Consider the following 22,064-nt stretch of genomic DNA (forward strand, 5'->3'; position numbering starts at 1 on the left):
TGCATTTTTTTGGACAAATTTTAAGAGGATACGGCATGAAGAACGACCATTCCTGTCAGGCTGGCCAAGAGGCGGCGTCAACTGCTGCCGCCGCAGAAAGCTCCGCAGGCGGATTCAGCCGCATGCGTTCCAAGCTCGCCTTTGACCGGCTTGTGGAGATGGGAGCCAAGATGGGGATGGAAAATCCTCTTTTCCTCTGCCACGAGCGGGCAGCCAAGGCTACCACGCTCATAGGCGGCAAGGAATATCTGAATTTTTCCACCTACGACTATCTGGACATTAACGCCCATCCGGAAATAACCGAGGCCGTTACCCGCGCTGCCACTGTTTACGGCACGTCGGCCGGAGCCAGCCGCCTTGTGGGCGGCGAGCGCCCGCCCCACCGCGAGCTTGAGCGTGCCTTTGCCGACCTGTATGGCGTGGAAGACTGCATTGTCTACGTGAGCGGCCATGCCACCAACGTGTCCACCCTCGGCTTTCTGCTCGGCCACCGCGACGCCATCTTTCATGACGGCCTGGCCCACAACTCACTGGTGCAGGGCGCACGCCTCTCGCACGCCGCGCGCTACTCCTACAATCACAATGACTGCGATGCCCTTGAAGAAATGCTCAAGACCAAGCGCGCGGAACACAAACGGGCCATCATCGTTACCGAAGGCCTGTTCAGCATGGACGGCAATATTCCCGACCTGCCCCGCATCATCCAGCTGAAAAAGCAGTATGACTGCATGCTGCTGGTGGATGAAGCCCACTCGCTGGGCGTGCTCGGCAAGACCGGACGCGGCGCGCATGAATATTTTGGCATTGACGCCAGTGAAGTGGACATGTGGATGAGCACGCTCTCAAAGTCCATGTGTGGCTGCGGGGGCTTTATCGCGGGCAAGCACGAACTGGTGGAATTTTTGAAGTACGGCTCGCCGGGCTTTGTGTTCAGCGTCGGCATGCCGCCCGTTATTGCCGTGGCCTGCCACAAGGCCCTGGAGATCATGCTGCGTGAACCCGAACGGGTGCACAAGCTGCAGAGGATTTCGCAGTTCTTTGTGGAATATGCCGCCAGTATCGGCCTGGACACGGGCTCGGCCCAGGGCTACGCCATCGTGCCTGTCATGGTGGGTGATCCCATGGTCGCGGGCTTTTTGTCCAATGCGCTTTTCAAGCGTGGCGTCTATGTTATGCCCATCACCTTCCCGGCGGTCAAAGAAGGCACCGACAGGCTGCGCTTCTTCCTTTCCGCCGCTCACACGGAAGAACACATCCGTCAGGCCCTAGACGCGGTGAAGGAAGAAATTCCCAAGGCGCAGGCCATTGTTGAAAAATACAAAAGCGAACACGCCGACGAAACCCTGGGCGAATAGAAAAGCACTCCGGGCCGGGCCATCAGGCCCGGCTCTCGTTTATAGCGGAGACCGATATGCCTTTAACCAGCGGCGCTGCCACAGAAGCGGGCGCAACAAACGGCCGGCAGACCGTTCCGCCGGTTGTTGCCTATGTGCTTCTCTGGTTTCCCCTGTCTTCAGAGACATTTATTTTTCGTGAGGTCGTGCAGCTCCGAAAGCGGGGCATGCCCGTATTCGCCTACAGCATGTATGGCGAGAACCTCAAGGGCTGCAGCGAGGAAATGCGCGCCTATGACGGCCCGGTTGGCCGTATGGGCATCAGGGCCGCAGGCAGGATACTGGCCGCTTTTGTGCGCGCCCTGTGCCAGCGGCCCGGGTCCACGTGGAAGCTCATGCGCGAAGGGCTTTTTCGCCGCATGCGCAACCTTGAAGCGCTGGGCGAAAATATCTGGTGCTTTCTGGCGGGCTTTCTGCTGGCCGAAAAATGCCGTGAGGATGGCGTGCAGCTTATCCACGCGGCCTGGGCAAACGGCCCGGCCACAGCCGCCTGGGTGGCCTCGCGGGTGACGGGCATTCCCTTTGCCTTTACCGGCCGCGCCGGCGACATCTATCCTGAAGACGGCCTGCTCAAGGAAAAATCGCGCGACGCGCTGTTCATCCGAACCAACAATCACACCAACGTGCAGTGGCTGCGCAAGTTTTGTCCCCCCGATGCCGCTGACAAGGTGCATGCCATTTATAACAGCCTCACCTTCCGCCCGCGCGGCCAGTGCGCCATGCCCATGCAGCCCCCCTACCGCCTTCTGGCCGTGGGCCGTTTTGCCCGCACCAAGGGGTTTCCCGAGCTGCTCACGGCAATGGCCCGCCTGCGGCGCGAAAATGTGCCCGTGACCCTGACGCTGGTGGGCGACGGGAACTGGCATCGCAAGCTCGTCAAGATGCGTGATGACCTCGATCTTACCCAGGTTGTGGACATGCCAGGGTTTATTCCCCATGATAAAATCTGCGGCTTCATGCTGGACCACGATATGCTCATCATGCCCAGCGTGGTGCACACCAACGGCGATCGTGACGGCATCCCCAACGTCATAATGGAAGCGCTCTCGCACCGTATGCCTGTTATCGCCACCAACGTGTGTGGCATAGGCGAGGTGGTCATAGACGGTGAAACCGGCCTGCTGGTGCCGCAACGCGATCCCCGCGCCCTGGCCGACGCGGTGCGCCGCATGGTGGCCGACAGGGACGCTGCCCTGGCCATGGCCGAGGCGGGACGGGCTTATGTTGAAAAACTTTTTGATCCCACGCGCAATATCACGGCGGTCTACGACCTCTATGCGAACCAATGCGCCGGGGCTGCTGGTTCTGTTGGTGCTGCCGGTGCTGTCGGGGCCACCGCCGGGGGCCAACAGGATAAAATTTTCGGCCCGGTCAGCGCTGACGCGGAAAAAGAGGAAATATGAGCCGCCCTGTGCTCTACCTTGCCGTCAGCCTGGACGTGGAGGAAGAGGGGCTTTTTGGCGGCCGGTACGCGCGCCGGGGCTTTTCGACGGCCAATACGGCCAGTCTGGCGCGGCTTGCCCCCCTGTGCGAGCGGGGGATACGGCCCACACTCTTCTGTGCGCACAGCGTTTTCGCCGATACGGCTTCCCGGCATGCGCTGGCGCAGATGCGCGACAGGCATGGGGCGGAAATAGGCGCGCACCTGCATCACTGGAATACCCCCCCCCTGACCCTTGACGGGCCGGGGGCCGACGCCGCGCTGGCCGACAATGCCTCAAGCGTGCCTGCCGTCGCCGTGCCCGCGCCGCTCATGGCCGCCAAGCTCGAAAGCCTTATGGCTGCGGGCAGGGATTTTCAGTCCGCGCCGCTGACATCTTTTCGCATGGGCCGCTGGGATCTTCACAAAGACCTCTGGCCCTTGCTGGCTCAGGCCGGAATACGGGTGGACGCCTCGGTGCGTCCCTTGCACTGCGGGGCTACGCCCCTGGCCGGGCCGGACCATTTTGACGCTCCCTGCAACCCCTATTGGGTGTCCGTCGGACAAGAGCGCATTTTCGAGGTTCCGCTCAGCGTGACGCCCCTCGCGCGCCCATTGCCGGGCCTGGTGCGCCGGGCGGCCCCTGGTTTGCGCCCGGGGTTCAAGAACTGGGGGGCGTTGAGCCTGCTGCCCGTGTATCATCCCCTGTGGGCCATGCAGGCTGTTACCAGACTTTTTGCCGCCAGGGGAGGGCAGGTGTTGTCGCTTACCTGGCATTCGTCGGAAATGATGCCGGGCGGCGCGCCACACTTGCCCGACGCCGCCGCTGTGGACAGGCTCATGAACAAGATATTGGCCTGGACGGACTGGCTCACATCCCGCTGGGAGGTGCGCAGTCTGACCATGGACCAGTTGCGGAAAGCGCTGGGGCCTCAGGCTCCCTGCAGTGCGGATCTGCTGCGCGACGGCAGCGTGGGATGCGGCGATTGGGTATACCCGCCCCCTGGAGCTCCATAGCTGGCGTTTTTTTCAATCCGACCCGGTCAATGTGTGGAATATCAAGACATAACCTGTGGGTTTGCTAGGTCGCAGACGCTCAGGAGCAAGAAATGACAGAAAGCAAGACAAATGAGCCGGTCACCCAGAAGTCATTTGAACCCGGTCTGCCCCATGTGGCCTGCGTACTCTTGTGGTATCCCCTGTTCACACAACCCTTTATTTTTCGCGAAGTACAGGGACTCAGAAAACGCCTTCCCGTTTCTGTCTACAGCTTGTACGGAGCCAATCTGCGCCACTGTTCCACAGAAATGCAGATGGCCGCGCGGCGGACGTGTACCCTGGGCACAAAGGCGCTCTTCGCCATCCTGGTCGAAGTGATGCGCCAGGTGTGCGCCCATCCTCTGCGCATGGGCCGTCTTTTCAGGCGCACCATGTTTCGCCGCTGGCGCTGCATTGAAACCATGGGCGAAAACCTCTGGGCTTTTTGCGCGGGGGTGTACCTGGCGCGGCGCTTCACGGAAGCCGGCATCGACATGATATACGCGCCCTGGCCGCGCGGCACGGCCACTGCCGCCTGGGTCGCGGGCAGTATTGCCGGGCTCCCGTTTGCCACCTGCGCGCGCGGCGACAATCTTGAACCAGCGGACCCGGACCTGGGCGCAAAGCTCGATGCGGCTTTTCTGGTGCGCGCCAACAACGGCGCGGACAAGGCGCGCATCGAAAACTTTGACCGGGGCCAGGCCAAGGGCAAGGTGGAGCTTGTTTACAACGGCCTGACCCTGCCGCCTCTGGAAGACGTATCCGGGGCCGGACAGGGTGATCAGGTCGGACAGGCTGACCATGCAGGGCATGGGGCATCGTTGGCGGGGCAGACTTCTCCGACCCCCTGCGACTTCAGCGACGTTGCCCATTCCTTCCCGCAGATGGAGATGGTTCCTCCTTCGCCGTCGCCTGTTCCCATGGCGCGCCCCGTGCGCCTGCTGGCCCTGGGCCGGTTTGACGTCACCAAAGGCTTTGACGTGCTGCTCCGGGCTTGCGGTTTGTTGCAGGACAGGGGGCTGGACTTCACCCTGACTCTGGCGGGCGGCGGCGGGACCGCGATGGGACTTGGCAACATGCAGGCCGAATTGACGCGTCTGCGCAAGGAACTGGGGCTTGAAGCCCGCGTGAGCATGCCCGGCCTCATTTCTCACAATGAACTGCCCCGGCTGCTTACGGACCACGATATTTTTGCGGCGCCCTGCGTGGTGCACGCTTCAGGCCGCCGCGACGGCATCCCCAATACTGTTATCGAGGCTCTGGCGTATGGCCTGCCCGTGGTCAGCACCACGGTCAACGCGCTGCCCGAGGTGGTCCGGCACGGCAAAACAGGGCTGGCTGTGCCCCAGCACGATGCCCAAGCCCTGGCTGCCGCGATTGAAATGCTGGCCAACGATTCGGCCCTGGCGGCTGGCCTTGCCCGCAATGGCAGGCTGCTGGCGGCCCGGATGTTTGACCCTGAAGCCAACAATGACCGTTTGGCGCGTATTTTTACCAATAATTACAGGTGTTGGAAAGAAACATGTGTGGAATAGCCGGTATTTGCCAACTGGACGCTTCGCCTCTTGATCCCCAGGCCCGGTACTGGGTCAAGGCCATGACCGACTGCATCGCCCACCGGGGGCCGGACGGTGAAGGGCAGTGGCTGCAAGGGCCTGTCTGCCTGGGACATCGGCGTCTTTCCATCATTGACCTGGGCACGGGAGGCCAGCCCATGCACAGCGCCGACGGGCGCTATACGGTCACGTTCAACGGCGAGATATATAATTTCGCGGAACTCAAGCAGGAGCTTGCCGCCAATGGCGCGCGTTTTTGCACCAGCTCCGACACCGAGGTCATACTTGAAGGCTACCGTCAGTGGGGCGTGGAGTGCCTGTCCCGCTTCAACGGCATGTTTGCTTTTGCCCTGTGGGATGCCCACGAGCAGCGCCTTTTCTGCGCGCGCGACCCCTTTGGCAAAAAGCCCTTTTTCTACACCGTGCAGCAGGGCAGGCTGCATTTTGCCTCCGAGCTGGCGGCGCTTGAAAAAATTCCCGGTCTGAGCCTGACCATGCAGCCCGAAGCTGTCATGCGTTACCTGGCCTATGAGTATGTGCCCACGCCGCAGACCGTCTATGGCGAGGTGGAAAGCCTGCCGCCCGCGAACTGGCTGATGCTGGAGGGCGGCATTGTGCGCACGGGCCGTTACTGGGACATGCCCATGCCCGACGAGAGCGACAGGCGCAACCCGGACCAGCTTGGCGAGGAATTGCAGTTTCTGATGGCGCGCGCCGTGCGTCGGCGCATGGTCAGCGACGTGCCCCTGGGCGTTTTTCTTTCGGGCGGCATTGACTCGTCCATTGTGGCCGGGCTTATGGCGCGGCAGTCTCCCACGCCCATAAAGACGTTTTCCATCGGCTTCAGCGAAGCCAGCTATGACGAATCGCGCTACGCCCGCATAGTGGCCCAGGCTTTTGGCACCGATCACCATGAGCGCGTGCTTTCCGCCGAAGAGTGCGCCGACAACCTGCCCGGCATCGTCAGCAGAATGGACGTGCCCATGGCCGACGCCTCGGTGGCGCCCACCTGGCTGCTTTCGGGCGTGACGCGGGAAAAGGTCACCGTGGCCCTTGGCGGCGACGGCGCGGACGAACTGTGGGCCGGGTACGAGCATTACATCGGTTTCAAGGTGGCGGAATGGTACAATGCCCTGCCCGCGCTGGTGCGGCGCAAGGTTGTGGAGCCCCTGGCCCGCCGCCTGCCTTCCTCCGCCGGGTATATCAATCCGCGTCTGGCTGTGGCCACGTTTCTGCGGGCGGCCCAGGCTCCGGCCTGGCAGCGGGTGCAGACCATGCTTACCGCCTTTACTCCCGATATGCAGGCCGAGATCCTGACTGGAGCCTTCAAGGCGCAAGCGCCGGGCTTTCTTTCGCCGGAGCGCCTCTTTGCGCCCACGCGCGAGCAGTTTGAACACTGGCAGCCCTACAGCGCGGCCACGCCGCTGGCGCGCGCGTTTTATGTCTACGCGCGCCAGTTCATGCTGGACGATATCCTGGTCAAGGTGGACCGCTGCTCCATGCTGCACAGTCTTGAAGTGCGCGCGCCCTTTCTGGACAAGGACGTGGCCGAATTCGCCGCACGCCTGCCCGTGGACCGCAAGCTGCACGGATTCAAGCGCAAGTGGCTGCTCAAACGGGCCTTTGCGAATCTTTTGCCCCGCGAGATACTGCACCGCAACAAGCGGGGCTTTCAGATTCCCGTGGCGGAGTGGCTGCGCGGGCGCATGCGTCCCCTCATGGAAGACCTGCTCAGCCCGGACAGCCTCAAGGCCCAGGGCATCTTTAATCCTGACGCCGTGCGCGCCCTCATGGACGAACACATCTCCGGCAGGGCCGACCTGCGCAAACCTTTGTGGACCCTGCTGGTCTTTCAGCTGTGGTGGCAGGCGCGCCAGCGCCCCGCTGCGTAATGGAGCGGTTTCGGCGTGACAGAGACCTGCGCCCGCGTGAGCGGTTCTTGGGCGCGCAGGCAGGGTGCGGGAAACACAGCAGGCGCAATCAGGGCAAAGCCTTCTTGCCAGCCGCAGGCCAATGCTTATATTATGTTGCGAGGTCTTAACGACGCGCAACATTCGCATATCGAGGAGTACGCATGACCAGCCAGATCAAGACGGTTCTTCTTCTGGGTTTGCTTTCGGGCATCATCATTGTGCTTGGCGGCCTGCTTGGCGGGCGAACGGGCATTGTCATAGCCTTTGGCATGGCCCTGCTCATGAACGTGGGCAGTTATTGGTACTCGGACAAAATAGTGCTTTCCATGTACCGTGCGCGTGAGCTGGCCCCGGAAGAGGCTCCCTATTTACACAAAATTGTTGAAGAATTGGCTCACAACGCAGGAATCCCCAAGCCCCGCGTCTGTGTCGTGCCCGAAGAGGCCCCCAATGCTTTTGCCACCGGGCGCAACCCCGAGCACGCTGTGGTGGCCGTGACCGAAGGCATTTTGCGTCTTCTGTCGCCCGAAGAACTGCGCGGCGTGGTGGCCCACGAGATGGGGCACATCGTCAACCGCGACATTCTCATCCAGACCATCGCCGGGGTCATGGCCTCTGCCATTGTGACCATGGCCAACATTTTTCAGTTTACGGCCATATTCGGCGGCGGCAACCGTGACGGCGAAGGCGGCGGGGTCAATCCCATCGCGGCGCTGGCCATGGCTTTGCTGGCCCCCATGGCGGCAGGTCTTGTGCAGATGGCCATTTCGCGCTCGCGCGAATACCTGGCTGACGACACCGGGGCGGAACTTTGCGGTCAGCCCCTGGCGCTGGCTGGCGCTCTGGCCAAACTCGGGGCGGCCAGCGGGCGCATACCCATGCGCGAGGGCAACCCCAGCACAGAACAGATGTTCATAGTGTCGCCCATGTTTGCACACAGCAGCATGGCCAATCTTTTCAGCACGCATCCGCCGCTGGAAGAACGCATTCGCAGGCTTCAGGCCATGGCGGCATCCCGGCGCTGAGTGCCGGAGCCGCCGAAAGCGGGCGCAGAACCGCTCAGATAACGGGCCGGACAGGCCCTGCCGGGTTCCACGAACCCACATATTGAGGAAGACAATGTACGTACGTCTTTTGCTGGTAGCGTTACTGGCTCTGCCCCTTCTGGCCTGCAACAAATCCGCGCCTGTGGCCGAAGCCGAGCCGACGCTGCCCGCGGAGCCCTGCCCCTTTGTCTATGTTGTCGCCCCGGGCAACTATATTGTGGACATTGCCAGCGGCTCTGAAGTGGTGCTTGACCCCGGCGTACGGGAGTTCGAGCTTTTCTGCTCGCCAGGAGCCGCCCGCGCGGCCGTTGATTACGCCCTGGCCCGTGGAGCTATTCCTGAAGGGGACTGGCGCATCTACCGGCTTGACGGCAACCTGGACGACCTTGCCTTCAAAAGCCCGCAGAACCGGTACACCCTCAAGCGTATGGCAGAGGTTGTGGACTGGGTGACGGAAGATATCTAGACACGATTACCTTTGGAATCCTTTGAAATCCTTTGTGGGGGAGGGACCCTTTTGCAAAAGGGTCTCCTCCCCCACGCCCCCTCCCCCTAAAACTCTTATTGTATTTTGTATGTTAGAGCAGACGCCCGCCGTGGAGGCGCAAGCGCAATTTATTTGCGCTGTTACGCGCCGAAGCGGGCGTCTTGTAAGCATTGAGAATGGATATTCTCAATGCGAAAATGCTCTAGCGTTGCGCGAGAATGCAGCGCGGCACAACGTGCCGTGGATTCTGCCGAGCTTTAACCGTTGCGACGAAGGAAGTTTTCCGTCAGATTGAAAAATTGAAATGTGAAGCATTTCAAAAATAATCCGGTCCAGAATAATACAGTGAGTTTGCTGATCTCAAGCGGAGCCCCGATCCAGCGCCTTCCGGACATCACAATATCTCGATGGCATCTGCGCCAGAGTACATTCCATTGCGGATGCTGACTTCTGACGGTGAGGACGCGCGTCAGGCCGAGCCTCAAGGGCAGACCGCTCCACGCCATTATGGCTGGCTTCAGTTCACGCCGCTGCCAAAGCAATTTCCACGTAAAACAGTTCCAACGCGTTTTTGAAGCGCTTTCAGACAAGGGGTCGGTCTTCAAGACGGCCCCTTGTCATTGAAAAACGTGCAGGCATGCTTGCCGTATTTGTGCGTGCATGGGTAACTTAGTGGTATTTCAGTTATTGTTGCTGTTTTACGTATACAGTGTGTCTGTGTGGCACGGTTTATTATTTTGCTGTACACTGCTGCTATGCGGAAAAAAGTTTTCGCGCGTACCAGCCGGGATGCTGCCCGGCATGAGGATATTCATATGCAAACGAGCGCAAGAAATGTTTTCAAGGGCAAGGTCTCGGCTGTGCATTCCGGAGCCGTTAATGATGAAGTGGAATTGGCCGTTGAGGGTGGGTTGAGCATTGTCGCTTCCATTACTCAGGTCAGCACCAAGAGGCTGGGTCTCAAGCCCGGCGTGGAGGCCATTGCCCTGATCAAGGCCAGCTTTGTGCTGCTCATGAATGATGCCGAAAATTACCTTTTGTCCACCCGTAACCAGTTTGCCGGAACCGTCAGCAAGGTGACGCCCGGCGCGGTCAATGCCGAAGTGCAGGTTGACCTGCCGAGCGGCAGGGGCATTACTTCCATTGTCACCATGGGCAGCGTCGCCAGCCTTGGGCTGGCTCCGGGCAAAAAAGTTACGGCCATCGTAAAGGCTTCACAGGTTATCCTGGCGGTGCCCAAGTAACCTTGGGGCGGCGCGTGCCTGCGGGCACGGCCCATCAAAGGCTGAAGTTCGCGATAACACAGGCTCTCAAGGAGTGAGTGTTCAACTGCGGCAGGCGCCTGCGTGGCAGGTGAATATACCCAACGGTCGTTGGCGCATGCTGGTGAGTGGCATTCACTATGTATTATTCTGGCGCACATGGCCTGCAACCCGGCCGCCAAAAGCGCCTTGAAAGATGGAGGCCCGGATCGCGTCAGCGATCCGGGCCTTGTCGCGTCAAAAAGAAGCGGGGTTATTGCAAAAGCCGGAAAGGCGCGGAAGGTATATGTGCAAAACTAGCTGATATTTAAGGAGAAATTGTTTAGTCGAAAATTTCACAAACATGTCTTTTACTGTGCCCCGGCATTTATATCAAGGAGTAATATTTTGTAAAATTTATGTGAAAAATTGCGCAGGTTCTTGACCTAATCCTTTATTCAATCTACGTTATTGCAGCGCAATAAAACGTCCAGCGTAATCGCAGGAGGCAACCGTGTGGGATAACTGCTGCGACTATGACACTATTCGTGAAATACGTGTTAAAACGACGGCGTACATCGGCGTTGGTGCAATAGACAAGATTGACGGCATCCTGGGAAGTTTGAAAAACGAGGGCGTTTCGTCCGTACTCTGCGTTTGCGGCGGCCATGCCTACCGCGCCTCTGGCGCGTGGGATAAGGCCGAGGCCGCGGCGCTCCGGCAGGGCATTGTACTGGCTCTGTATAACAGGGTTATGCCCAACCCGACCACGGATATCGTCAATGACGCCGCGGCCCTCGGCCGTGCCGTCAATGCCGGAGCGGTGCTTGCCATAGGCGGAGGAAGCGCCTTGGACTGTGGCAAGGGGGCGGCTGTGTTGCTGGCCAACCCCGGTAAAAGCGCCGAAGATCTTTTTTGCTTTCGCTTCACGCCCCAAAAGGCTCTTCCTTTGGTTGCCGTCAACCTCACCCACGGCACGGGCAGTGAAGTGAACCGGTTTGCGGTGGTTACTGTGGCCGGGCGTAACCACAGATCCATTGTTGGTCATGACTGCAGCTACCCGCGCTACGCCATTGACGATCCCGCCCTTATGACGGGGCTTTCGGCAGAGCAAAGCCGCTATGTGTCCATAGACGCGCTGTGCAGGGTAGTGGAGGCCGCAACAACCACAGTGGCGGGGCCGCTGGCCGTAACCCTGGCGCGCGAGACTGTGCGGCTGGTGCATATGTGGCTGCCCACGGTGCTGGCCGAACCGCAAAATCTCAAGGCCCGTTATGGCCTGTGTCTGGCGGCGCTTCAGGCCGGGGTGGTTTTTGACAACAGCCTTTTGCACATGGCGCACGCGCTTGAACACCCGCTGAGCCACTTCAGGAAAATACCGCACGGTCTGGCACTGGCCATGCTGCTGCCCGCCGTCATCGGCGAATGCTATGCCGCGCGGCCCGATGTATTGGCCTATGCGCTTGAACCCCTGGCTCCGGGATTGAAAGGTGATCCGGAAGAAGCCGCAACGGCGGCCAAAGCCGTTGAAAACTGGCTTTTCAGCCTGGGCGTAAAACAAAAACTCCTGGACTTGGGAGTCCAGGAGTCAGATGTGGAAGAGTTCTGCAACTTCATCGAGCAGACGCCTTCGCTGGGTCTTCTGCTCTCGGTGGCGCCAGTTATGAGTTCCCGCCAACGCGTGGCGAGAATCTACACGAACTCGTTACGCCCCATGCCGTGAAATTGCCCATCTCCTCCAGGATCGGACTGATCTGCCGCAGTCCGTTCCATACCCAGCCCCTCCGTTTGCCGACGGCGGGGCTTTTTAGTATCACGCTCCAAGGCGAACGCCAAGCTCAAGTTTTTGTCCTGTCAGATTTATTTCATAACCGCCCAGGGCGGTGATCCGTTTTTTGAATTCAGTTTGCTGTAAAAGGGTTTGCACGCTGATAACCCTCGGGTCATCAAGAAAGGCCCTGGGGATGACAAGGTCCCAGCGCTCACCGCCCAGAGGAACAAAATCCAGCCCCACGGCGCTGGCCGCGGCGGCAACACCGGGACCGCAGTCCGCCCTGCCCGTGAGCACGGCGGCGGCGACGGCAAGCTGGCTTTCCACCTCAGTCTCATAGCCTGAGACATCCTGCGGGGTCAGCCCGGCGTGGCGCAAAAGCGCGTCGAACTGCATGCGCGTGCTGGAGCCAGCCAGCCGGTTGACGCAGCGCAGTTTTTTATCCCTGATGTCGGTAATGCTTTTGAGCCCGCGCGGGTTGCCGGCGGGAACCACAAGCCCCACCTGCCGGATTGCCAGATTTACAAAAATCACCTTGCCCTGGGGCCAGTGCCGCTGCACAAAGCCAAAATTGAATTCGCCCTTGTCGTCATCAGCCATATGGAGCACAGCCACATGGCAATGATTGTTCTTCAGGGCTTCAAGCGCGTCAGCCGCGTCGGCTCCCACGGAAACCATATGCACGGGATGCGGCTGACGCAGCAGGGCATCAGCCATAATATCCAGCACCATGTCTCTACCGCCAGCGCAAAAAAGCGTCGAGTACAGCGTTTCGACCGGGCGGAGCGGGCGCGCGCGGACCATGCTGCCCAGGGGCGCGCCCTTGCCGTTGGCGGTAATGTGGGCAAAACCCTGTGTACGGACGGTGGTTTTGTACCCTTCACCCAGGCGCAGGGGCAGGGCCACGGTTTTTTCGCCCACCCTGGCCAGCGCCAGGGGGGAAAAGACGTCAAGGCCGGGGTAGGCGGGCAGGCTGGAGGCCAGTTCCGCCACGATATCGCCGGTTTCGGTGGGCGCGCCGGGCAGGGTCCCGGCGTATTGCCCGGTGGGGCGTCGGGACATCAGCAAAAGGGTCGGGGACACCAGAGCCGAGAAGGTGCTCAGCGTCCCGGCCGGGCTGGAGGGCAGGCAGAATACTGGCCTGCCTTCATAAACGGCGGCCATGGTTGGCGCGCCGGGCAGCAGGCCCACATTGGGCGCCACGATCTGCCCTTCTGCTTCCATAAAGGCACGTACAACGGCCAGCGCGGCTTCATCAGCCGCGCACAGCAAGAGCGCATGCCCGCCCGCCGCCAGCGATTTTTGAAAAAAATTCCGCAGGGACTCTGCTGTCGCGGCAAGGGGCGCGGCAAGGCGGGCGCGGCAACCCAGCGCTTCAGCCCGGGCGGCGAGGGATGGGGTGATGCCGTCCACCATGCGGGTATCAGTCGGCGTGTCCGTCGCGGTGCCGGACGTTGTGCCACTTACGGTGCCACTCGCTGTGTCAGGCGTTCCACCTGCGGCGTCGGGCGATGTGCCCGTCCCTGGGGCCGTTTTGTCAGCAGTGGCCATTGCCGGGCGAAAGTTGCCGCCCACGGTTGCCAGAAATACCTCAAGCCTGTCCCACACCTGCACCTCGTCCACGCCCGCCGCCAGAAGCGCGCCAATGTCGCTGGGCCGGAGAATATGATTACGGCCAAAAAGGGCTTCTCCCGCAGCAATGTCCGAGCCGGCGCGCCGAACGTGCAGCCACGGCAGCATGGGGGCCGTGATGCTGACCCCGCCCCTGCCGTCCACAGCGGCATGGGCTGACAGGGCGATGGCGTCGCAGGATGGGGGCAGGGCGTCTCCGGAGGTCACTGCAAAGCAGGTTTTGCCTTCCTGAAGCGTTGCCGGGGTCTCGCTGGTTGCCGCGAATGTATCGGTGGCCTTGAGGGCGTAGCCGCTGGCGGCGGCGATGGCAAAGGGCGGAAACGGACGGGCGGCGGGCACGGCCGAGCACAGCACGCAGCCCTCGGCTTTGGCCGTCGGGCAGGCGACAGCCTGCGGCAGCCGGTCCTGCCCGCTGGACTCCCGCGCCGCATCCAGAGCTTTGAACAGCTTGTCGAGGGCATCGTCCAGGGGCGTAATTTCCGTATATATATTTGCGTCGAGGGGCATTGTATCCTCCTTGGAAGGGCAGGGGACGTGAGTGGACGGAAGGAGAGAGCCTACCGGACAAACATACATCTTCACGGCACACATGCAAACACCTGTTGCGGGCAAGCCGGCCTGGGCCGTATTGCGTGCTGTCGCGCCTGGGCGTATAGTGATTCTTTATATGTAACCTCAACCCTGCGGCGGTATGCCGCTTGATATGACCGTACATGACATACGCGCGCTTCTGGCAGCGGACAAAGCCACGGTAGGCACATGGCTGCAACTGCCCTCCACGGACGTGGCGGAGCTTATGGGCCGCGCCGGATATGACTGGGTCGCCGTGGATATGGAGCATGGCTCCTTTGGGCGCACCGGTCTGCCGGACATTTTCCGGGCCATCGAATGCGGCGGCGCAGCACCCTTCGCCCGTCTGCCCGAAGCCGGCAAGACCCAGATAAAGTCCGCCCTGGAGGCAGGGGCCCAGGGGCTGATCTTCCCCATGATAGAAAGCCGCGAGCAGCTTGACCGCGCCATTGACTGGGCCGTGTATCCCGGTCAGGACACGTGGCGGGGCAAGGGCGAGACCGCGCAGGAATACAGAGGCGTAGGTTTTTGCCGGGCCAATGCGTTTGGCAAAAATTTTGACGAGTACCGCGCCCGGCGCGCTCCGGAGCTTTTTCTTGTGGCGCAGATAGAGCATATCCGCGCTGTGGAAAATCTGGACGCCATACTGACGCACCCGCGTCTGGACGCCATCATGGTTGGGCCGTACGACCTTTCGGGCTCCATGGGCCTTACGGGGCAGTTCGAACATCCGGACTTCAAGGCGGCCATGGCGCGCATTGTGGACGCCTGCGCGCGGCACAAGGCCCGCATGGGTCTGCATATCGTGCAGCCTGACCCGGCGGAACTGGCGCGTCAGGTGGCGGCGGGCAGCCGCTTTATTGCCTATGGCATTGACTCCGTTTTTCTTTGGGGCGCGGCGGAACGCCCTGGAGCAATTTCTCTTTGAAATTGCTCTGACGGATGCGGGAGCAGACGCCCGCCGCAGAGGCGTAAGCGCAGCTTCAGGCAAGCCCTACGGGCAACGGCTGCCGCGAAGACAGCACCGCTATTTATTTGCGCGGTTACGCGCCGGAGCGAGCGTCTTGGAAGCATTGAGAATAGATATTCTCAATGCGAAAATGCTCTAAATAGGTCTGCCGCCGGATAACGGCGTCAGCAGGCCCGTCACAGGGCCGGTTTGCCCCCCACGCGTCGCGCGGCACTGCGGACGCGCGTTTGATCAAGAAAATTCTCCAGGGAGAATCATTGTGAAAATAACTGTTTTTGGCGGCTCCGGATTCCTGGGTTCGCATATTTGCGACAAGCTTTCCGAGGCCGGACATAACGTCACCATTGTGGACCTGCATCCCTCGCCCTGGTTGCGACCCGACCAGACCATGCTCACGGGCAACATCCTTGAAGAGGAAACAGTGCGCAAAGCCGTGGACGGCGCGGACATGGTGTTCAACTACGCGGGCATCGCGGATATTGGCGAGGCCAATAACCGCCCGGTGGACACGGCGCGCATCAACGTGGTCGGCAACGTCATGGTTCTTGAGGCCTGCCGCAAGGCGGGCGTGAAGCGGTACGTCTTCGCCAGTTCACTCTACGTGTACGGCAAGTCCGGCGGTTTTTACCGTTGCAGCAAGCAGTCCTGCGAACTGTATATTGAAAACTACCAGGCCATGCACAGCCTGCCGTACACCATTTTGCGGTACGGCTCGCTGTACGGCCCCCGGTCGGACAGGCGCAACGCCATCAACCGCTTTGTTTACGAAGCGCTTACCACGGGCGCCATCACCTACTATGGAGCGCCCACGGCCCTGCGTGAATACGTGCATGTGGATGACGCCAGCACGGCCACCCTGGCAGTGCTCGCTCCGGAGTTTGAAAACCAGAACATCATCATCTCCGGCAACCAGCCCATGCGGGTCAGCGACCTCTTCAAGATGATAGGCGAAATGCTGGGCAAGGAACTGGACATCAATTACCAGAACGACCCCAACAGCGGCCACTACCAGGTGACCCCTTATGCCTTCATGCCCAAGGTGGGGCGCAAGCTTGTGCCGCCGCTGACCGTGGATCTGGGTCAGGGCATACTGCGCGTGATGGAAGAAGAACATAAGGAAATCCATCCCGAACTGTCCTCCGAGGGCGGCTATCTCGTGGCGACCGACGACTAGGGCAGATTAACTTTGAAATGCTTGTGCACGGCAGGCAAAAGCCTGCCTGCGCGCATTTCGTGACAAGGATTTCCCTGAAAATCCTTGCAGAGTAGTTAACTCATTTTATTCGTAAACTACTCTGGATCAGAGCAACCTTGAAATGTTTGACCTTTCAAGGTTGCTCCTGCCGAAAATGCGCGTTGCGGCAGAATCCACGCCACGTTGTGGCGCGCTGCATGTTTGTGCGGCTTTGGGGCATGTACACTTTTTCAAAGGTAAAATGCTCTGGAGCGCGTTTGCAGTGAAGTGCCGGCTCCCGGATGTACTGTCCGCGTGCGGCGGTCTCGTCAGCGACGTGCCGGCGTGGCTGGCGCGGCAAAAAACGCTTCTGGAAAAGAATTGAGGTTCACGGGAATTCGCTGTTGTCGGGGCGCTGAACGTCTGTCCCCGCCGGATTTCGGAACCAGAGCCCGGATCTGAAAATTTTATACGGACACAAGGAGCCGTTGCATGAACATCATTGCCATCATTCCCGCGCGTATGGGGTCCAGCCGTTATCCCGGCAAACCTCTGGCCCTCATCCACAACGTGCCCATGGTCGGGCATGTGGCCTTTCGTACGGCCATGAGCAAAACCCTTTCCGCCACCTATGTGGCCACCTGCGATGAGATCATTGAAAATTACTGCAAGGGTGCGGGCCTGGACTGCGTCATGACCGGCGACCATCACGTGCGCTGCTCGACGCGCACGGCCGAAGCCCTGCTCAAGATCGAAGCCGCCACGGGCAAAAAGGCGGACATCGTGGTGATGGTGCAGGGCGACGAACCCATGGTGCGCCCGGAAATGATCGACGCCGCCATTGCCCCCATGCTGACAGACCCAAGCATCAACGTCACCAACCTCATGGCCGATATGGACACCCTTGAGGAATTTGAAGATCCCAATGAAGTCAAGGTGGTGGTGGACCGCTTTAACGACGCCCTGTATTTCTCGCGCGAGCCCATTCCCTCGCGCAAAAAGGGGTCGGACAAGGTGCCCATGCGCAAGCAGGTCTGCATCATTCCCTTCCGCCGCGACTATCTGCTGCGCTTCAATGAGATGGAAGAAAGCCCCCTGGAAATCTATGAATCCGTGGACATGATGCGCATCCTCGAATACGGCGAAAAAGTGCGCATGGTCCCCACCGACTGCCGCAGCTGGAGCGTGGACACGCCTGAAGATCTGGCCCGCGTGGCGCGCCTGATGGAAGGCGACGACCTTATGAAGGAATACAGCAAGTAAATGGCCGGGTCTGAAAAAACAGGCATGGAGCGGGGTGCGGAGGCGGCGTCGGCCACCGGGTCGGCTGCGCCTTCCTCTCCTGTTTCTTCCGCCCCTCTTTCTTCCGGCCCTCTCCCTTCCGCAAGACCAGCCGCGCAGGCTGGGCCCGGCGCGAGCACGCCACCGGCCGCCCATGGCGCGCCGGGCTGGCGTCGTCGGCTTGGGGCCGCTCTGGAAGAATTGTGGGTGGCGCTGCTGGGCTGGATCCCCACGCCGGTGGGGCTGGCCCTGCGTCTGGCTGGCTGGCGCTGGATGTTTGCCCGCTGCGGCTCGGTGCGCTTCGGCACAGGTCTGAGCCTTGCGGGGTGCAGGGGCATGACGCTTGGCAACAATGTGCGTCTTGGGCGCGGTTGCTTTATTACCGCCACAGACGGCACGCTTGTGCTGCACGACAGCGTGGCCCTTTCGCCCTACGTGCATGTGGGGGCCGATGCCGGGCGCATTGAAATAGGCGCGCATACGGCTGTCGGGCCGGGCACGGTCATACGGGCGGCCAACCACTGCATAGCCCGACAGGACGTGCCCATGATGCATCAGGGGCACGTGCCCGGCGTGATTGTTATTGAAGAAGACGTGTGGATCGGGGCCAACTGCGTCATCACGCCCGACGTGCGCATAGGACGCGGCGCGGTGGTGGGCGCGGGAGCGGTGGTCACCCGTAACGTGGCTCCCTTCGCCATTGTCGGCGGAGTGCCCGCCAAGGTCATCGGCATGCGTGGCAGCAGCGGCGCAACCGTTGGCGGATCGGCAACCCAGGCCGCAAAAGGATAGCTATGGCATTGCAATGCATTGTTTTTGACTGCGACGGCGTCATACTGGACAGCGTACCCGTGAAAACACGGGCCTTCGCGCGTATTGCCGCGCCCTATGGGCAGGAAGCCCAGGACCGTCTGGTGATGTTCCACTCGGTGAACGGCGGTGTAAGCCGTTTCAAGAAGTTCCAGTGGTTTTACAAGGAGGTGCTGGGCCGCGAAATTTCGGATGAAGAGTCTGAAAGGTTGGGCCGCCTGTTTGTTGAATACACCCTGGACGAAGTGCGCCGTTGCCCGCTCATTCCCGGCGTTAAGGACGTTCTGGACACCTGGAAGGGCAGGCTGCCCCTCTATGTGTGTTCCGGCGCGCCCCATGAGGAAGTGCTGACAATACTGCGCGAGCGCCAGCTGGACCACTATTTCGTGTCCATTCACGGTTCGCCTCCGGCCAAGGCCAAGCTGCTGGGCCAGATTGTGGCCTCATTGCCCATAGCCCCGCAGGACGTGCTTATGGTGGGGGACGCCCCCACGGACCACGATGCGGCGGAAGAAGTGGGCACGCTCTTTTACGGCGTGGGCCCGGACATAAAACCGGCCTCGGAATCTCTCTACCCCTGGGAGCCGGACCTTACCGGCCTTAATGACTGGATAAAAGCCCGCGCGGCGCGTTAACCCCCACAGCAACCGCAACGATGCCCGGACGCCTCACCACGACATGCGCGGGGCGTCCGCCGCCGAAACACACTATGATGAAAAAAATATACATCTGGCTTGTATGCCTTGGCGTGCTGTGCTTGGCTGCCTGCGATTCCGGCAGCAAGGAAGAGGCCCCCGCGTCTTCCGCAAAAACGGAACAGGCGCAGCCCGCTCCCGCCGCAGAGGCGAGCGCCTCCGACGACGCGGGCAACGCGCCCCAAGAGCAGGGGCCGCCGCCCACAAAGGCGCAGCTTGATGAAGCCGACGCTCTGGTGGCATTTTATAATACGACGGCCAGCACGCTTGCCGACCCGTACTTCACCCAGGCCGATGTGATGATGGGCAGCGTGCGTTACTACATGCATGAATGGATGCTGGCCCCGCGCCCGGCAGGCGGCGACGGCAAGCCTTTGGCCGCGCGTCTGGCGGCCCCTCTGGAACTGTTCGGCGAGGACGAGTCCCGCGCCATGGGGCAGTGGGTGGAAGACATGCGTCAGAGTCTCGACAGTATGCGCGCCGACTACCGCCTGCTTGAGCGCTATGTGAAGGACCAGAGCATCCGGGACGATGGCGTCAAGGGCAAGGCTCTGGCAGCCAGCATAGAAAAGAGCTACGAGCGTTTTTCCGCTGCCCGCAGCGGCTACATGGGCCTGGTGGAAGCGCGGGCTTCATCTGTGGAAGAAGTGTTGCTCTACGGGCATCCGCTCAAACGGCAGATACTGGAAGCCAGAAGGGTGTTCGGGCTGTTTTCACGAACAGCCGGTCTGCTCACGGCGCAAAAGCCTGACCGTGAGGCTCTGGAGCAGGTGATGGCCAAGCTTGATGCCAGCCTTGCCAATGCCGGACGTCCTCCCTTTCCCGCCTCGCCGGATGTGGAGCGCACCTACCGCGAGTTTCTCAAGCAGGGCGCCGAGTTTAAAGACGCGCTTGCCAAAGGGCTGGCCGAGGGCTTTTACAGTCCCGTGCGGGAAGAACTCAACAATGCCGCCATGGGCAGCCGTCAGGCGTACAATGTTTTTGTGCGCGAAGCCAATCCTGAATAGCCCGGGGATACTCCGGATGCCCCGGCGCAGTTGTCTGGCTCGGCAGCTAGAGCATTTTACCTTTGAAAAAGTGTACATGCCCCAAAGCCGCACAAACATGCAGCGCGCCACAACGTGGCGTGGATTCAGCCGAAAATCGCATTTTTCGGCTGAATGACAACTTTGAAATGTGAAGCATTCCAAAGTTAATCTGCTCTAGGGCCTTGCTGACAGCGGGGCGGAACCAGATGGGGCCTGGTCACTGTGCAGCGTAAAGGAAGAACGCCCCGGCGCACGCCGCGAGGCGACATAATAACGAACAAGGCCGCGCGTGCATCGCGCGGCCTTGTGCGTTGACAAATCTGTAACATGGGCGTCGGCGCAAGGGCCGCAGGACTATTTATCCTGAAGGGCTCAGGCGACGGGCGACGCGCTCCAGAGCATTTAAGACTTGAAATGCTCGTGTACGGCAGGCAAAAGCCTGCCCAGACGATTTCGTGGCAGGGATTTTCCTGAAAATCCCTGCGGAGCAGTAACTCATTTCATTCGTAAACCGCTCTAGCGCCCGCGAATCCAGTACGTTTCAAAGCCGTCCTGAAGCCAGCCGTCTTTCACTTCCGTCAGTCCCGCCTGCTTGAATATCTGGCGGTATTCATCGCGCGTGCGTCGCCAGCCCCAGAACTGCTGACGCCGTATGCCGAGATAATGCAGAATGCCGCGTATGAAAATCTTGATGGCGTTGACGAAGCTTCCGATAAAGGAATCCTCTTCCAGCAGCGAGGCGGACAGCAGGATGATTTCGCCGCCCGGCGTGAGCTGCGCGCGCAGTTCCTGAAGCAGGTGGGTGAATTCGCGCGTGGGGATGCCGTAGTCCACTGTGGACAGGTATATCATGTCATAGTGAACGTCCGGCGGCAGACAAGCCGGAGGCAGGCCGATATAGATGCGCTCGCTGGGAATGTGCTGGCGCAGCCACTTCATGCCCACGGTGCTGGGTTCGTTGACGTGCAGCTCCAGGTCGGGCAGCTCTTCCAGAAGAATTTTTTCCATATAGCCGACGCCGCTGCCAATGGAAAGCACGCGCACGGGCTCGGTGCGCGGCTGGGTTTCCCTGGCGAGCTGGGCGCGCAACTGCCCGATAAGCCAGCGGGCATCCTTGCGCTTGTTCGCGCGCCAGACGGCGGGCAGGTCGTCCCAATCCTTGAACCGGCGAAAGAGCTCTTCATAAAATACGGCGTAAAACTTGGGCTCCGCCAAATGGAAAAAGGAGATATGCGAAAAGGATGTGAATGGAATTCCCTGCCAGCTTTCTTGATAAAATCTTCGCACGTCAACCCCCCGCTCATGGCTGCATAAATGCGTTATGGCAAACGCGCCGAAGCCACTCTACGCAGCCAACTATAGCGCAAGCCTTTGCAAGGCGCAATGCGCTCCGCAATTGTTCACAATGTGCCTCTGTGCCGTGTGGGCGGACATTCCGTGAGGCTGTGTACATTCCAAAGGTTTAGAGCATTTTCACTTTGAAATTGCTCTGGCGACTGCGTGAGCAGGCGCCCGCAGCGAAGGCGTAAGCGCAGCTTCAGCCGTTGCCCGCAGGGCTTACGGATGAAGACAGCACCGCTATTTATTTGCGCTGTTAAGCGCCGAAGCATGCGTGTCTTGAGCTTTGAGAATGTCCATTCTCAAAGTTAATCTGGTCTAGGCATGGCCGCTGCGGCGCTGGAGCATGTCCCCTTTTTCAAGGCAGGATGCTCGGGCAAGAGGCCAATACCGGCAAAAGGCGGACGCAGCAAAATGCCGGGCATCAGAAAAAAACGCGCCTACGCCGCATGGGTCAAAGGCCTTGCCAAACGACAGGGGACGGCGTTTGCGACGCCGCCCCCTGTGAAGTTCAGGCAGATTCAGACCCTGTATGGCCTTTAGTGTCCTTTTGAATCGCCGTTACGACCCTTTTTGCGGGGAAACAGCACAAAGTTCCAGTACACTACATAGAGGGGCAGCACCACGAACATCATGGTGTACGCCCAGTTTTTCGTATAGAGGAAATAATCGTAAAAAGTATGGAATTCCATAGTATTCT

The 22,064-nt window shown here is 60.4% G+C and carries 20 protein-coding genes; 16 read left to right on the plus strand and 4 right to left on the minus strand.

Annotated features, from left to right (window positions below; genetic code table 11):
* Nucleotides 1–35: 35 nt before the first annotated feature.
* From ACZ5DH_RS14650 to ACZ5DH_RS14680, 7 genes are all read left to right on the plus strand, one after another.
* The gene (locus tag ACZ5DH_RS14650; protein WP_464254980.1) at nt 36–1,355 is read left to right on the plus strand and encodes an aminotransferase class I/II-fold pyridoxal phosphate-dependent enzyme; all 1,320 of its coding nucleotides are present in this window, start codon (nt 36–38) and stop codon (nt 1,353–1,355) included.
* Nucleotides 1,356–1,411: 56 nt separating this feature from the next.
* Entirely contained in the window at nt 1,412–2,797 is a 1,386-nt protein-coding gene (locus ACZ5DH_RS14655) for a glycosyltransferase (RefSeq protein ID WP_464254981.1), read from the plus strand.
* The gene (locus tag ACZ5DH_RS14660; RefSeq protein WP_464254982.1) at nt 2,794–3,831 is read left to right on the plus strand and encodes a polysaccharide deacetylase family protein; all 1,038 of its coding nucleotides are present in this window, start codon (nt 2,794–2,796) and stop codon (nt 3,829–3,831) included. Before ACZ5DH_RS14655 ends, ACZ5DH_RS14660 begins: the two co-directional genes overlap by 4 nt.
* A gap of 92 nt (nt 3,832–3,923) precedes the next feature.
* Nucleotides 3,924–5,387 carry a glycosyltransferase family 4 protein gene (locus ACZ5DH_RS14665; RefSeq protein ID WP_464254983.1) on the plus strand — a complete coding sequence of 488 codons (1,464 nt, stop codon included), beginning with the start codon at nt 3,924–3,926 and terminating at the stop codon, nt 5,385–5,387.
* Entirely contained in the window at nt 5,375–7,300 is a 1,926-nt protein-coding gene (gene asnB, locus ACZ5DH_RS14670; protein ID WP_464254984.1) for an asparagine synthase (glutamine-hydrolyzing), read from the plus strand. The genes ACZ5DH_RS14665 and asnB overlap by 13 nt, the downstream gene beginning before the upstream one ends.
* Nucleotides 7,301–7,482: 182 nt before the next feature.
* Nucleotides 7,483–8,346, plus strand: a complete 864-nt coding sequence (locus ACZ5DH_RS14675; RefSeq protein ID WP_464254985.1) for a M48 family metalloprotease — start codon at nt 7,483–7,485, stop codon at nt 8,344–8,346.
* Between the two features lie 94 nt (nt 8,347–8,440).
* Entirely contained in the window at nt 8,441–8,833 is a 393-nt protein-coding gene (locus tag ACZ5DH_RS14680; RefSeq protein ID WP_464254986.1) for a DVU_2496 family lipoprotein, read from the plus strand.
* A gap of 278 nt (nt 8,834–9,111) precedes the next feature.
* On the opposite strand, the gene ACZ5DH_RS14685 is transcribed toward ACZ5DH_RS14680, so the two are convergent.
* On the minus strand, nt 9,112–9,459 hold the full coding sequence (locus ACZ5DH_RS14685; RefSeq protein ID WP_464254987.1) for a hypothetical protein: 348 nt from the start codon (nt 9,457–9,459) through the stop codon (nt 9,112–9,114).
* A 210-nt stretch (nt 9,460–9,669) separates the two neighbouring features.
* Here ACZ5DH_RS14685 and ACZ5DH_RS14690 point away from each other — a divergent pair, with 210 nt between their 5' ends.
* A complete protein-coding gene (locus ACZ5DH_RS14690) occupies nt 9,670–10,098 on the plus strand; it encodes a TOBE domain-containing protein (RefSeq protein WP_464254988.1) in 429 nt (142 codons plus the stop codon).
* A gap of 511 nt (nt 10,099–10,609) precedes the next feature.
* On the plus strand, nt 10,610–11,818 hold the full coding sequence (locus tag ACZ5DH_RS14695; protein WP_464254989.1) for an iron-containing alcohol dehydrogenase: 1,209 nt from the start codon (nt 10,610–10,612) through the stop codon (nt 11,816–11,818).
* A gap of 90 nt (nt 11,819–11,908) precedes the next feature.
* Here the strand turns inward: ACZ5DH_RS14695 and ACZ5DH_RS14700 are convergent, their stop codons facing one another.
* The gene (locus tag ACZ5DH_RS14700; RefSeq protein ID WP_464254990.1) at nt 11,909–14,005 is read right to left on the minus strand and encodes a substrate-binding domain-containing protein; all 2,097 of its coding nucleotides are present in this window, start codon (nt 14,003–14,005) and stop codon (nt 11,909–11,911) included.
* 196 nt (nt 14,006–14,201) lie between these two features.
* On the opposite strand from ACZ5DH_RS14700, the gene ACZ5DH_RS14705 reads away from it, so the two are divergent.
* The 7 genes from ACZ5DH_RS14705 to ACZ5DH_RS14735 all read left to right on the plus strand — a co-directional run bounded on the left by ACZ5DH_RS14705 (nt 14,202) and on the right by ACZ5DH_RS14735 (nt 20,005).
* A complete protein-coding gene (locus ACZ5DH_RS14705; protein ID WP_464254991.1) occupies nt 14,202–14,996 on the plus strand; it encodes an HpcH/HpaI aldolase family protein in 795 nt (264 codons plus the stop codon).
* A gap of 301 nt (nt 14,997–15,297) precedes the next feature.
* Nucleotides 15,298–16,212, plus strand: coding sequence for an NAD-dependent epimerase/dehydratase family protein (locus ACZ5DH_RS14710; RefSeq protein ID WP_464254992.1), 915 nt, complete (start codon nt 15,298–15,300; stop codon nt 16,210–16,212).
* A gap of 142 nt (nt 16,213–16,354) precedes the next feature.
* Entirely contained in the window at nt 16,355–16,597 is a 243-nt protein-coding gene (locus tag ACZ5DH_RS14715) for a hypothetical protein (RefSeq protein ID WP_464254993.1), read from the plus strand.
* Nucleotides 16,598–16,704: 107 nt separating this feature from the next.
* Nucleotides 16,705–17,475 carry a 3-deoxy-manno-octulosonate cytidylyltransferase gene (locus ACZ5DH_RS14720; protein WP_464254994.1) on the plus strand — a complete coding sequence of 257 codons (771 nt, stop codon included), beginning with the start codon at nt 16,705–16,707 and terminating at the stop codon, nt 17,473–17,475.
* Nucleotides 17,476–18,285 (plus strand): acyltransferase, encoded by an 810-nt coding sequence (locus ACZ5DH_RS14725; RefSeq protein WP_464254995.1) that lies wholly within the window; start codon nt 17,476–17,478, stop codon nt 18,283–18,285. It begins immediately after the preceding gene.
* Nucleotides 18,286–18,287: 2 nt separating this feature from the next.
* Entirely contained in the window at nt 18,288–18,938 is a 651-nt protein-coding gene (locus tag ACZ5DH_RS14730; RefSeq protein WP_464254996.1) for an HAD family hydrolase, read from the plus strand.
* Nucleotides 18,939–19,012: 74 nt separating this feature from the next.
* A complete protein-coding gene (locus tag ACZ5DH_RS14735; RefSeq protein WP_464254997.1) occupies nt 19,013–20,005 on the plus strand; it encodes a hypothetical protein in 993 nt (330 codons plus the stop codon).
* A gap of 537 nt (nt 20,006–20,542) precedes the next feature.
* Here the strand turns inward: ACZ5DH_RS14735 and ACZ5DH_RS14740 are convergent.
* Together ACZ5DH_RS14740 and hmcD are read right to left on the minus strand one after the other, a co-directional pair.
* A complete protein-coding gene (locus tag ACZ5DH_RS14740; protein WP_464254998.1) occupies nt 20,543–21,241 on the minus strand; it encodes a methyltransferase domain-containing protein in 699 nt (232 codons plus the stop codon).
* 662 nt (nt 21,242–21,903) lie between these two features.
* Complete coding sequence (gene hmcD, locus ACZ5DH_RS14745) at nt 21,904–22,056, minus strand: sulfate respiration complex protein HmcD (protein ID WP_291301693.1); 153 nt, start codon at nt 22,054–22,056, stop codon at nt 21,904–21,906.
* Nucleotides 22,057–22,064 lie beyond the last annotated feature (8 nt).

The organism is Desulfovibrio simplex, from assembly GCF_055387835.1.